At 60.6% G+C, this 12,797-nt stretch carries 9 protein-coding genes; 7 read left to right on the forward strand and 2 right to left on the reverse strand.

The features are described 5' to 3' along the window. Positions 1-71 precede the first annotated feature (71 nt). The gene (locus tag ACZ5WW_RS17820; protein WP_377165760.1) at positions 72-1,028 is read left to right on the forward strand and encodes a hypothetical protein; all 957 of its coding nucleotides are present in this window, start codon (positions 72-74) and stop codon (positions 1,026-1,028) included. Between the two features lie 28 nt (positions 1,029-1,056). Here the strand turns inward: ACZ5WW_RS17820 and ACZ5WW_RS17825 are convergent, their stop codons facing one another. Together ACZ5WW_RS17825 and ACZ5WW_RS17830 are read right to left on the reverse strand one after the other, a co-directional pair. Further along, entirely contained in the window at positions 1,057-4,395 is a 3,339-nt protein-coding gene (locus ACZ5WW_RS17825) for a protein kinase domain-containing protein (protein WP_377165758.1), read from the reverse strand. 62 nt (positions 4,396-4,457) lie between these two features. After that, on the reverse strand, positions 4,458-6,194 hold the full coding sequence (locus ACZ5WW_RS17830) for an Hsp70 family protein (protein WP_377165756.1): 1,737 nt from the start codon (positions 6,192-6,194) through the stop codon (positions 4,458-4,460). Positions 6,195-6,255: 61 nt separating this feature from the next. Between ACZ5WW_RS17830 and trpD the strand changes: the two genes are divergently transcribed. The 6 genes from trpD to ACZ5WW_RS17860 all read left to right on the forward strand — a co-directional run bounded on the left by trpD (position 6,256) and on the right by ACZ5WW_RS17860 (position 12,792). After that, on the forward strand, positions 6,256-7,293 hold the full coding sequence (trpD, locus tag ACZ5WW_RS17835; RefSeq protein ID WP_464694173.1) for an anthranilate phosphoribosyltransferase: 1,038 nt from the start codon (positions 6,256-6,258) through the stop codon (positions 7,291-7,293). 70 nt (positions 7,294-7,363) lie between these two features. After that, positions 7,364-8,254: a hypothetical protein gene (locus tag ACZ5WW_RS17840; protein WP_377165752.1), complete on the forward strand. Its 891-nt coding sequence runs from the start codon at positions 7,364-7,366 to the stop codon at positions 8,252-8,254. Positions 8,255-8,286: 32 nt separating this feature from the next. Then, entirely contained in the window at positions 8,287-9,582 is a 1,296-nt protein-coding gene (locus ACZ5WW_RS17845; RefSeq protein WP_377165750.1) for a formylglycine-generating enzyme family protein, read from the forward strand. A gap of 138 nt (positions 9,583-9,720) precedes the next feature. Next, positions 9,721-11,004: a formylglycine-generating enzyme family protein gene (locus ACZ5WW_RS17850; RefSeq protein WP_377165748.1), complete on the forward strand. Its 1,284-nt coding sequence runs from the start codon at positions 9,721-9,723 to the stop codon at positions 11,002-11,004. A gap of 78 nt (positions 11,005-11,082) precedes the next feature. Next, entirely contained in the window at positions 11,083-12,552 is a 1,470-nt protein-coding gene (gene gatB, locus ACZ5WW_RS17855; RefSeq protein WP_377165746.1) for an Asp-tRNA(Asn)/Glu-tRNA(Gln) amidotransferase subunit GatB, read from the forward strand. An 87-nt stretch (positions 12,553-12,639) separates the two neighbouring features. Further along, complete coding sequence (locus ACZ5WW_RS17860; RefSeq protein ID WP_377165744.1) at positions 12,640-12,792, forward strand: small basic protein; 153 nt, start codon at positions 12,640-12,642, stop codon at positions 12,790-12,792. Positions 12,793-12,797: the final 5 nt, after the last annotated feature.

The raw sequence follows: 12,797 nt of genomic DNA on the forward strand, positions 1-12,797 counted from the left end.
CGTCTTGCGTGGCGAATTACAGATTGCAGTTTGCCATGGTAAGCTGCTACAATTCTGCGAAATCGGCCCCCATGTCAGTCCACCGTTCCATTCGTTCATTCGTCGTCGTCGCGTCACTCGTGACTTCCGTCTCTGCGTTTGGCCAGGGCGCTTCGTCGGTTTCTGCCACGGGAGCCGTGGCCGCTCTAAAGAAAGGCGCTGTGGCACCGCCTGCACAAAGCAAGCCCGCCGACGCTTCCAGGCCGCAGTCGTCTCCGCCCCGCAGCATTTCCGCCGCCCTGCCGACTTTCAGCTCTTCCTCGATGCCGCACCTTGGCTACGCCCGCTATCCTTGGAAGCTGGACATCGTCGCCACGGTCTTCTGGGTCGGCGAGCAGCCGACGGAAAACAACCCCACTCCCAACGACAAAAGTTCCTGGGACACGCAGTGGATGCAGAACTTCGGCGGCTACGACGATCCCGACCCCAACAAGCGCAGCGACAACTACACCCCCATCGGTTTCACGCCCAAGCAGAACCCTTTCTACGTGGCCCTGCCTTACAATGACGTGATCGATTTCGACTCTCACAAACCCGAGGCTTCCAGGGTCATCCCCTGGTTCAAGCAGCGCTTCGTTCGCTCAGGCAAAACGGTGCTCAAAGGCCAGTGGATCGCCATCCGCTACGGCAATCGTGTCTGCTACGCCCAGTGGGAGGACTGCGGCCCCTTTGTGACAGACGACCACGAATACGTCTTCGGCAACGCCCGCCCCAAGAACACCAGCAATCGCGGCGCAGGGCTCGACATCTCACCCGCCGTTCGCGACTACCTCGGCATTTCCAGCAGCGGCCGCTGCGACTGGCGTTTTGTGGATGTCAGCGAAGTCCCCGCCGGGCCTTGGCGTACCCTCGGTAGCAACAACCACTTCGTCACCCAGCAGAAGGCTGAAAAAGCACGCGAGCAGACGGAGATCTCATCACGTCTCGAAGAGCTCCGTCGCATGCGCGACGCCTACTTCCAGCAGAACGGCACCGGCGCGCTCCGTTGATTCAACGCCAGCAGGGGCTGCACGCTCTTCACTGCGGCGGAGTTTGAAAGTCCAGCCGCCCATCTTGATGCACATGGGGAAGGGCCGCCCCGGCTTTCGTTGGGAGTGAGGATACGGGTTTTGCCTCCAGGCTGCGTCCGGCTCCGGCCTTGGGCTCGTTCGTGCAGTCTTGCACATAGATGACGGCGCTCAGCGGTGACTTTGACGCCAGTTTTTCCTCAGGAGCACCGAAGGTGCATTTTTCAAACACGCAGTTCCTGGTGGCGAGGGCAAAGCTTTCAGGCACCCGGCAGTGGATGAAACGGCAGTTCTGGATGCTGAGCCATTCCTTGGTCACTTCAGTCCCCGCGTCCTCTTTGAACAAAATTGGGCACAGATCCACATCCTGCAAGGTGCAGGATTCGAGCTTCATGCCCACACTGCCCACTGTCCAGTTTTGGATGAAGGCACCGGTGAGCACGCAATTGGTAAATTGCCACTTGGAGCTGAAGTAAGCCGTGAACCAGGCCCCCTCCTTCACAAACTGGCAGTCCTGAAACACGCTGTCACGCGCCTCAAAGCTGCCGCCCAGATCGGCGGTGATCCTCACGTCCTGGAAACGGGCGCCCGAAGCCTTCCAGCTGCCTTCCCGCAAATGAAAGCGCACGTTTTCGATCCTCATGCCCGGCAGGCTCGTCACGTCGCCACGCTGCTCGTCGTAGTTGGCTCGCGGATCGTTCTTCCCCGGCGCCCCGATGTCGATGCGGCGTAGCGGCCGGTAGTTGCCTGCGGGAATCGTGATCTTGCCTGTCCACTCGGCTTTGTTCAGAAACAGCTCGCGCATCGCCGGAATGCTGGCCGCCTGATCTTCGAGAGTCTGAAGGTCCTGCACCTTCGCTTTGGCAGACTGCACCGTGACGACATCGTTCAAAGGGAAGATCTCCAGCGGGCTGTTTACTTTGGAGTAGTCGCCAAAGTGGAGGTAGCGTCGCCTCCCATCGACGCTGATGCTCTGCATGTGCGGCAGGATGAGCCACTGGATGCTGACAAACGTGTCCTCCGGGATGCGGCCCATGCCAGGTGCATGGTGGCCGCCGGCCGGATCGGCATCGATGCGCAGCTCATCCTGATTTTTTTCCCAGTTGAAGATCACCTGCCGGGCGGTGTAGGCCAGCCGCAGGTCGTCTTTGCGAGTTTTCACCACCAGTGTGAACTCCACAGGGGGCGTGAATTTCTCTGCGGAGACAAATCGGTCGTTCCTTTGCAGCACCAGTTCCCGTCCATCTGGGAGAAGCTGCTTGGCCTCATTCAGCAGCGCCGCACGTTCGCGGGTTAGACTGGCGATCTTCTCTTCGGCGAGTCTTGCGTCATCCATTTTTGCACCCTGGGTCCACTCTGCCTGCGCGGCTTTCAGAACTTCCTCATATTTCAGGAAGAGAGTGGCGATGCCGCTGCTACGGGCATTCTCAATGGGACGCAGGCTGGAGCGGTAGGTGCTGCGCAGCGTTTTCAGCGGCAGTGGCAGTTCCGGCGCATCGTCCGCTGGCAGCGGGCGGTGGTTGGTGATGAGCTGCTGCTCCTCACGCAGCGCCAGCGCTCCTGGCAGGCGTGCGGCCGCCGTTTCTGCGGCCAGCGCACGTTCCAGCGCGGCAAGGTATTTGCTGTTCAGGTCATGCAGCGCGTTGCGGTACGTTGCCAGGACGTCACGCTCCAGCGCCGCATGAAAGCTGGTGTCCAGTTCGCGCAGGCGTTTGGCTCCTTCGCTTTCAACCACAGGCCGAGGAGGAGGGGCTTCTTTGGGTGTTGTCTTCGACGGGGCGGCGTCCCATTCGAGGACAAAGGCACGCCCTGCCGTTTCGCCCCCCAGTCCCCATTCCGCTTTGTCATCGGCTGTCGCAGTCAGCTTGAGAACGAGCTTTTTCTCCGGCTCAGCCGCAGCGGACGCAGCATCTTCCCAGCGGGTGAATTCGAAAGGCTCGCCGGTGATCCACTTCCATGCCCCTCCATCTCGCACGCCGCCAATGGTGGCCATCGATTGTGAGACCTGCTTCAAATAAGGCGGCAGCACGCGGTTCATCCAGTCCTGCTCCCCCTGGCTGTTGATCGTGGCCAGGTGCGCGCCCAGGCTTTGCGCGTGCTTGCTCGCGTTGGGCTGGTTCATCCGTTCCTCCACCATCTGGTAGTAGTGTCCGTTGTGGCTCAGCACCGGAAATTTGGACAATGGGCTGCCCTTGGGGGCATGGGGATCTGCCGGTGGGATGACCGGTGTGAGGGGCGTGGAAGCTGGCGACCGTGGAGCCGATGGCGGCTCGGTGGGTGCGGTTTCCACAGACTTCTCAGTCATGGTCGCCGCCTGGGCCGCTACCGGTGCCGGTTTTGAAGTTTCACCACCCCGCATGAGGAGCACCGCAGCCGCACCGATGACGATCACACCGGCCGCGATCATGCCCCACGGGATTCCGGGCGGCGGCGGAGGTGGCGGTGGCTGGCGTGGCAGCATGCCGCCCGCTGGTGCCTTTCGCGCCGGCTGTTCTTTCGGGACGGGCACAGTGAGGATCTGATCCAGATCACGCCGGATCTCACGGGAGGACTGGTAGCGCCTTTCAACGTCCTGCTCCATCGCCTTGCGCACAATGGCGTCGAAGCGTGCGTCACAGCCTGTCCGTTCACTGGGCGTTTGAAAATTGCCTCGCGGGATTTTGCCCGTGAGCATGTTGTACAGCATCACACCGACGGCATAAAGATCGGCACGGCCATCGACCTGCATGCCGATGGTGAGCACTTCAGGAGCCACATAGTCGGGCGTTCCCATCGTGGTTCCTTCCTGGGTCACGCTGCCGGACTGCCCAGGGTCCAGCATGCTGGCCAGGCCAAAGTCCGCCACTTTGACCGCACCGTCCATGTTGATGAGGATGTTCGCGGGCTTGATGTCGCGATGCACCACGCCGCGCTCATGGGCGTAGGCCAGCGCATCGCAGACATGCGCCGTGATGGCCAGCGCGTGCTCCGGCGGCAGTTTTTTCTGCGCATGGATCATTTTAAAAACGTCCGTGCCATCGATGAACTCCATCACAAAGTACAGCAGCCCGTCCTCGGTTTCGCCAAAGTCATACACCGCTACGATCGCGGGGTGGTTCATCCGCGCCATCGTTCGGGCTTCGTTCTTGAAGCGCTGCACATACTCCGCCGCATCCTCTGCCACCTGGGGCGGCAGCACCTTGATGGCCACCGGGCGGTCGAGTGAAATCTGCCGCGCCTTGTAAACGGCCCCCATGCCCCCGCAGGCGATCATTTCCCACAGGTCATACTGCGGCAGCATGGCCTGCAGATGCTCCGGGGCCGGCGGCGTCCACCCAAGGGCTCCGTCCTGACGGGAATGATCATTCATGGCCTGTGGACACGGTCATGGTGCGGATCGTAGCCTTACGCTCACAAATGGGAACAGGAAAATCAAACCAGCCCGCGGCGTGCCAGAGATTCCTCCATCGCACGGTCGATCAGCATCACCGCCAGAGATTGGGTCGCGTCATCCAGCCGTTGGGTCGCGGCTTTGAGCGCCCGGGCATCATGCTCTGCGGCTTCAAGCAGTGCGCGAACCGTTGCCGCTTGGTGGACCACCTCGGACTTCTCCTCTGTGCTCAGCGCATCCCCGAGTTGCCCGAGCGCGGCATCCACGGCAGGCAGCAGCTCCTCCGCCTTCAGCTTTGCCTCCGTCCACACTCGCTCGTTCATGTCCTCAAAGGCAAAGTCCACGCTCTCGGCGATCATCTGCTCCACACGCTCGTCCGCCACATCCACCGCCGTGCCTCGGATCTCCAGCATCGTGTCCTGGTTCGTGGCAGTGTCCCGCGCCAGCACATGCAGAATGCCGTCGGCGTCGATGCTGAACTGCACCCCCACACGCGCACTTCCTTTGGGGCCTGCGGGGAAGGGGACTTCGATCCGCCCCAGCTCCCAGTTGTCCTTTGCCAGCTCACGTTCACCCTGGAGGATGCGGATCAGCATGCTGTCCTGGTTGGCCACCGCATTCGTAAACATCTCACCGGCCTTCGCTGGTATCGTCGTGTTGCGTGGAATGATGATGTTCATCAGGCCGCCGAAGGTCTCGATGCCTAGCGACAGCGGCGTCACATCCAGCAGCAGCACCTGCCGCAGGCTGCCGCTGAGGATGCCCGCCTGGATCGTTGCCCCCAGCGCGATCGCTTCGTCAGGATTTTGCGTGGTGTTGGGCTCGCGGCCAAAAATCTCGCGCACATAGTCGCGCACCAGCGGCATTCGCGTGCTGCCACCCACTAGGATCACCTCATCCAGCTCCCCGGGTTTGACTCCCGCGTCACTCAGCGCACGCAGGCAGTGAATGCGCGTGCGTTCGATCCATGGACGGGCGATTTTTTCGAGGTCGGCTCGCGTGATCTCCAGCCCGTCAAAGCTGGCGCTCTCGTCCGCTGAGAGCCGCTTTTTCACGGCCTCTGCGGCTTCGAGCACGCGGATGTCTTGCGCAGCAAGGCCGAGGCGTTGTGCGATGTGTTCGGCCAGCAGCCGGTCAATGTCATCACCACCGAGCTGCGTGTCCCCGGCGGTGGAAAGCACCTGAAAGGTCCCCTCGCGCATCTCCAGCACCGAGATGTCAAAGGTGCCGCCACCGAGATCATACACCGCTATTTTTTGATGCTCCGCCAGCTTGTCCAGTCCATAGGCCAGCGCTGCGGCTGTGGGCTCGCTGAGGATGCGCACCACCTCCAGCCCGGCGAGCTCTCCCGCCCGTTTGGTGGCATTGCGCTGCGCGTCGTTGAAATACGCAGGGACAGTGACCACCGCCCGCGTCACCGGCTGCTCCAGCGCCCGTTCCGCCACGGCTTTGAGGTGCTTCAGGATCTCTGCCGAAACCTCGACCGGAGATGTTTTCAGCTCACTGAGCGTGTAAGGCGGCGTCCATCCCGCCTCGCCCGGCCGCCGTCCGATCAGGCGCTTCACCGAGGTGATCGTCCTTGCTGGGTTCAGGGCCCGCTGCCTCAGCGCCGTGGCACCGACCATGATGCTGCCATCCTGCGCCACGCTCACGGCGCTTGGCGTGCTGCGGCAGCCTTGCTCATCGGCCAGCAGGATGGGAAAGCCGCTGTCCACCACGCCGACGAGCGAGTTCGTGGTGCCGAGGTCGATGCCGAGGATGGGGGAGTTTGTATTCAACGTTTCGAGAGGTTCACACGGGTTGGCTTGCTAAACACTGCCCTCTGGTCAAAATCAAATCATGGAATCACTCACTCAAAGCTTGGCCCGGAAAACTCACCTCAGCAGCGCCCAGATCGCGGAAGCGACGGCCCTGCTCGTGGACCCCGAAGTCACCGCGGCGGCCAAAGCCGGTTTCCTACGCGCTCTGGCAAAAAAGGGTGAGACCCCGGCGGAGATCGCCCTGTTTGTGCAGGAGTTCCTCAAACTCGCGGTCGATCCCGGCATCGACCGCGCCAGGCTCCCCGGTCCGATGCTGGATGTCGTCGGCACCGGAGGCGACCAGTTGCACCTCTTCAATGTGTCCACCACCGCCATGTTCATTCTGGCCGCCGGCGGCGTCTGTGTGACCAAGCACGGCAACCGCGGCATCACCTCCAAGGCAGGTGGTGCCGACGTGCTCGAGGCCCTCGGCATCAAGATCGATCTCCCCAGGGAGAAAGTTGTCGCGGGTCTGGAAAGCACCGGCCTAGGCTTCTTCTTCGCGCCGCTCTACCACCCCACCTTCAAGGCCGTGGCCGAGGCCCGCAAGCTGCTCGCCGCAGAGGGGCAGCGCTCCATTTTCAATGTGCTCGGCCCGCTGCTCAATCCCGGCCGCCCCGACTACCAGCTCATCGGCGTGTTTGACCCCAGTCTCACGCGTGCCTTTGGCGAGATCCTCGTCCAGCTCGGGCGCAAAGGGGCCTGGGTCGTGCACGGCACCGCCGCAGGCGGCCAGGGCATGGACGAGCTCTCCACCCTCGGCGTCAATGATGTCTGCCAGCTGGCGGGAGGTACGCTTAGCGAAATCAAGATCGACCCCAGGGATCTCGGATTTGGCAAGGCTGCTCTGGCAGATCTCGTCGGTGGAGATGCCACGGAAAACGCGGGCATTCTCGAGGGCGTGCTCTCCGGAACCATCAAGGGGCCCAAGCGAGACATCGCAGTGTTGAACGCTGCGGCAGGTTTTGTCATCACAGGCAAAGCCCCCGATCTGGTCACAGGCCGGGATCAGGCCGAGGAGCTGCTCAGTCGAGGCGCGGCCCACGCCCGTCTGCGGGCCATGCAGGCCCTGATCTAGGAGCCATTTCCTGCAAGACAGGCAGGGGAAAGATGTTAAGCTGTCCTAATCATCTCTCTCCCCATCGTTTATGCCTCACCCGAGTGAAGTGCTCCAATACGCCCAGAAGGTGCCTCACAGCATGTGGGCCACCATCGCGATCGTGGGCTTCATCGCTTTCGCCGCCGGGCTGGCCTTTGCCAGAGGGGTGGTGCAGCAGATCATGAATGTGCTGACCCTCGCGGCATGTGCCTGGGCGGCTTGGTATGTCTTCATGCACCGGGTGCAGATTTTTGGCGCGGCCGGCATGCACATGACCACCAACCGCCTGATCGTCATGTCCGGGCTCGCTGCGGTGCTGATGTTTGGTGTGTGCAAGGTGGGGAAGTACTTTCTGGCGGCCTTTGGCCTCATGCGGATGCTGGGCGGGCTCACAGGCTGGAAAGGCCTGATCGTCAGCATCATCCCCTCAGGCGGTCTTCTCTGGCTCGGCAGCATGGTGCTGCGCGTCGTGGGCAGCCTGTATGGCATGGAAAACGCGGCGGACATTGTCAAAAAAGGCGGTGCCATCGAGAGCCAGGCAAAGTCCGTTTTTTACACCCTGAGCCAGAAGATCGACAACAGCATCATCGGCGGTCTCGCCAAAAAGCTGGACCCCTACGACATCAAGCCCACGGCCAACCTCGCCCGCTTGCTCATTCTCTGGCCCGAAGGCGCCATGTGGCAGCGCCTGGCGGAGCAAAGCCCAAGAATCGCCAACGCGTTGAACAATGATCAAATCGTCAAGCTTGGCTATGACCTTGAGGTCCGGGAGGCCATCAAGAACAGAGATTTTGCCGGACTCATGCAGATGCCCAAGATCGAAAAAGTGGCCAATCACCCCGATCTCCAGCCCATCCTCAGCGACATGTCTCTGGAAGCCGCCATGGACTCCGTGGTCTACCGCCAGCCCCCGCCCCCGCAGCCAGTGAGATTGAATTGATCAAAGCGCCATACTATGCTTTAAAAATGATCATGAGAAAACCGTCAGGAATTGTCTTTGTCCTCGCCCTTCTTTTGATCGCTGGCAGCGCAACTGCACAAACAACATCCATTCAGGAAGCGGCCGAGTTGCAGGCCAAATTTGAAGAGAAAGTGCGGCTTGAAGTTTTGCGCCCTCACGAACTTGCCGTGAAAGACCTGAATGCAAAGTTTGCCGCCGCATTGGAACGTGCTCAGGAGGCTGCGCAGTCGGCAGGAAATCTGGACGAGGCCTTTGCCGTCAAAGGGGAGAAAGAGGCCGCTCTGGCAGGAGGTTACACTCCGGCCTTGGATGACGCAAAGACTCCCGCCAGCCTTAAAACCATGCGTTCCACCTACCGTACTGCCCTGGCAAGGCTGGAGCTGGACCGTGACAAAAAGCTCCGCCCGCTGAAGGATGCCTATGCCAGATCGCTCGAAACTTTGATGGTGACCATGACGAAAGGCGGCCGCCTGGAGGAGGCGATGGCCTTGAAAAAAATGCGCGAAGATCTGCTCGCAAATGCAGCTTTGCCAAATGCCGCAGTGCCGGCCGGTGCAGGCGCGGCGATGGACCTGAGCGGCCAGTCCCTCACCAACAGCCTCGGAATGAAATTTGTGCCGGTGAAAGGCACCAAGGTGCTTTTTTGCATCCACGAGACACGCTGCAAAGACTATGCCGCCTACGCCTCTGATGCTCAAGACGTGGATGGCACATGGAAAGACCGGAAAAACGATGCGGGTTTGGTTCTGGACCGTCCGGAAGACCATCCTGTGTCGAGAATAAGCTGGGAAGATGCACAAAAATTCTGTTCCTGGCTGAGCAAAAAGGAGGGGAAAACCTATCGGCTGCCCACAGATCAGGAGTGGAGCTACGCGGTCGGTATCGGTCGTGACGAGAGATGGAACAAAGACACCACGCCTGCCACGGTCGTCCGGAATGAGACGGACTTTCCCTGGGGCAAAGACTGGCCGCCCCCCAAGGGTGCCGGAAATTACTCTGATCTGAGCCGCAAAAACAAGGCCCCCGCGAACAAATCCCAGTACTTCGAGGATTACGACGACGGCTTTCCCACCACCTCACCGGTGATGAGCTTCCCCCCCAACAAACTCGGAATCTATGATCTGGGCGGCAACGTCTGGGAATGGTGCGACGACTGGTTCGACAGCTCGAAAACCGACCGTGTTTTGAGAGGCAGTTCATGGACTCATTGGGAAAAGGAGAATTTGCGTTCTTCATTTCGCGATCATCACAAACCGGACGAGCGTCTTGGCCTCGGATTCCGGATCGTCTTGGTCCCGGCCTCGTAAATTGGAACCGTGAAGCCTTGCTTCTTGAAATGATCGCCGGGTTGATCCGCATGCCAAAGAATGAACCGGGGCGTATGCTGCGTTCACCGCTGAACCAGACAGGCCATTCACCCAGGCGCACACCTCTGCCCATCCTTCATGAATAAATCCTCTGCTTTCGCGATCATCATCATGGTGGGCATGTGTGCCTCTGCTTCCACGTCGGCCCAGGACGCAGACGTGGGAGATCCGGCGGCGCTGCAGAGTGCCTTTGAAGAGAAGGTGAACCTTGAGGTTCTCCGTCCTCATCGCTTGGCTGTGTCTGATCTGAACGCCAAGTTTGCAGCCGCACTCGACAGGCTGCAGCAGGCCGCCCAAAAATCAGGAAATCTGGAGCAGGCTCTGGCCATCAAAGCAGAGAGGGATGATCTTCTGGCCGGCAAATATGATCCGGACTCGGACGAAGCCCAAACAGCCGAAGTTTTAAAGCCGTTGCGTTCCACCTACCGGACTGCCCTGGGCCGCCTGGAGCTTGAAAGGGACAAAAAGCTGCGCCCGCTCAACGACGCTTTTGCCAGACAGCTCGAAACACAGCTGCTCGCTTTGACGAAGGCAGGCAGGCTGGAGCAGGCCGCGGCGGCTAAAAACATCCTGAAGGATCTGGCCGCCGCTTCTTCCCCCAAGGAAGGTGGTGCGGGGCAGGATTTCTCTGCAGTCAGGGCGTTCACCAACAGTCTCGGCATGAAGTTTGTGCCGGTGAAAGGCATCAAGGGGATGTTTTGCATCCACGAGACACGGCGGCAGGACTACAATGCCTATGCCAGTGACACATCGGCCACGGACAGCGGGTGGAAAAATGTCCGAAAAGAAGCGGTTCCCGTGGGCGCGGAGGAAAATCATCCGGTGGTCAGTGTCAGCTGGGAGGACGCGCAGAAGTTTTGTGCCTGGCTCAGTCGCAAAGAGGGCAGGACCTACCGGATGCCGACAGACGAGGAGTGGAGCATTGCGGTCGGGCTGGGCCGTTCCGAAAAACGTCCGAAAGGAACGACGCCGGAGATGCTGAACCAGAGAACGGGCAATGATTTCCCCTGGGGTGAGGGCTTTCCGCCCAAGACCAGCGACAAGGCCGGAAACTATGCAGACGTGGCGTGGCACGAGAAATTTCCATCCAATCCGTTCATCGAAGACTACCAGGACGGCTTCCCCACGACCGCGCCCGTCATGAGCTTTAAGCCGAACTCAGCAGGGCTTTTTGACATGGGCGGGAATGTCTGGGAGTGGTGCCAGGACTGGCTGAACGACGCGCAAAAAACGCACGTTTTGCGAGGTGGTTCCTGGCATTACTTTGATCGCGGGCACCTGCTCTCCGCCAGTCGGTACGCTCCGCCTCCTGGCATGAATTATGACTGCGGTTTTCGCTGTGTTCTGGAGTCCGGTTCATAGCACGCAGGGGTGAAAACGAGCGGCAGCTTCGCGCTTGCATCTGCCGGATATTTCGGCTTTGGCTTGCTGCATTCCGTCATGCCCAAATACATTGTCACCATCGGCCTCGAAGTTCATGCGCAGCTCACCACGCGCAGCAAGATGTTCTGTGCCTGCCCGGTGGAATATGGCGCGGAGCCCAACACCCACACCTGCCCCACCTGCCTCGGGCTGCCAGGTGCGCTCCCTGTGCTGAACCAGGACGCCATCGAAAAGACCATCCTCACCGGCCTCATGCTCGGTTGCACGACTCCGCCCGTCGTGAACTGGGACCGCAAAAACTACTTCTACCCGGACATGCCGAAGAACTACCAGATCACGCAGATGCCCTTCCCGCTCTGCCTCGGTGGTGGCGTCCCGCTGTATGACCTGGCTTATCCCAAGGACGCTCAGAAAAGCATCGCCAATCCTGGCAAGGTCGTGAAACTCACCCGCATTCACCTAGAGGAAGACGTCGGCAAGTCCACCCACTATGACAAGTTCAGCGCCCTCGACTTCAACCGCGCCGGCACCCCGCTGATGGAAATCGTCAGCGAGCCCGACATCGACAGCGCCGAGGAGGCCTTCGCCTACATCACCAGCCTGCGCCAGATCCTCATCTATGGCGGCGTCAGCGACGCCGACATGGAAAAGGGCAACCTCCGCTGCGACGTGAACATCTCCGTCCGCCCCGAAGGCCAGAAGGAGCTCGGCGTGAAGATCGAGCTCAAGAACATCAACTCCATGTCCGCCGTCCGTCGCGCCATCAAGGCCGAGACCGAGCGCCAGATTGATGTCCTTGAAGGCCGCAATCCCGAAAAGCTCGTCCAAAGCACCCGCCGCTGGGACGACGACCGTGGAGAGACCACCCTCATGCGCAGCAAGGAGGACGCGCACGACTACCGCTACTTCCCAGATCCCGACCTCCTGCCCGTGCGCACCGCCGCATTGGTGGAAAAGGTCCGCTCCCAGCTTCCCGAACTGCCGCATGAAAAGCGCGCCCGCTTTGAGAAAGACTACGGCTGCAGCGCCTACGACGCCGGAGTGCTCTCCAGCGAAAAAGAGCTCGCTTCCTGGTATGAGGCCGCCGTCGCCGCAGACACCAGGGTGCCCGCCAAGAAAATCGCCAACTGGGTCATCAACGACCTTCTGGGCGTCCTCAATGAGCGCTCCCTCACCATCACCGAATGCCCGGTAAGCCCGCAGGCGCTCAGCGCCCTCGTCGCCACCGTGGAGGCCGGCAGCATCTCCAACAACCAGGCCAAGGAAGTCTTTGCCGAGATGTTCGAGTCTGGCAAATCCGCCGCCGAAATCATCAAGGCCAAAGGCTTTGAGCAGGTCAGCGACACCGGTGCGCTCGAAGCCATCGTCGAACAAATTCTCGCAGCCAACCCCGACAAAGTCGCCGAAGTCAAAGGCGGCAACGAAAAGGCCATGAACTGGTTCACTGGCCAGGCCATGAAGGCCAGCCAGGGCAAGGCCAATCCCAAAATGGTCACCGAGATCGTGCGCCGGAAGGTGCTCGGTTGAGCTCCCCAATGTAAAACCCCTTGCATCCCACCCGCTGGCTGCTACCCTCTCCGCCCCTTTTCAGAACACTCAGCCCCTTTTAGAATCATGTCCCAGCATAGCAGCCTCAAGTCCTCCGGCTCCGTCGGCACCAAGCGCAGTGTCCTGAAGCGCGGCGAGCGCATCAAGCTCCTCCAGTCCCGTGGTCAGTGGAAGGAAGGCCGTCTGCCTCTCAATCTGCCCAAGACCAAGCCGGAATAAGGCTT

It is taken from the genome of Prosthecobacter fluviatilis (genome assembly GCF_055388355.1).

Coding starts and splice junctions, on each gene's coding strand:
- ACZ5WW_RS17820 (WP_377165760.1), top strand. CDS start 72: ATGTCAGTCCACCGTTCCATTCGTTCATTCGTCGTCGTCGCGTCACTC.
- ACZ5WW_RS17825 (WP_377165758.1), bottom strand. CDS start 4,395: ATGAATGATCATTCCCGTCAGGACGGAGCCCTTGGGTGGACGCCGCCG.
- trpD (WP_464694173.1), top strand. CDS start 6,256: ATGGAATCACTCACTCAAAGCTTGGCCCGGAAAACTCACCTCAGCAGC.
- ACZ5WW_RS17840 (WP_377165752.1), top strand. CDS start 7,364: ATGCCTCACCCGAGTGAAGTGCTCCAATACGCCCAGAAGGTGCCTCAC.
- ACZ5WW_RS17845 (WP_377165750.1), top strand. CDS start 8,287: ATGAGAAAACCGTCAGGAATTGTCTTTGTCCTCGCCCTTCTTTTGATC.
- ACZ5WW_RS17850 (WP_377165748.1), top strand. CDS start 9,721: ATGAATAAATCCTCTGCTTTCGCGATCATCATCATGGTGGGCATGTGT.
- gatB (WP_377165746.1), top strand. CDS start 11,083: ATGCCCAAATACATTGTCACCATCGGCCTCGAAGTTCATGCGCAGCTC.
- ACZ5WW_RS17860 (WP_377165744.1), top strand. CDS start 12,640: ATGTCCCAGCATAGCAGCCTCAAGTCCTCCGGCTCCGTCGGCACCAAG.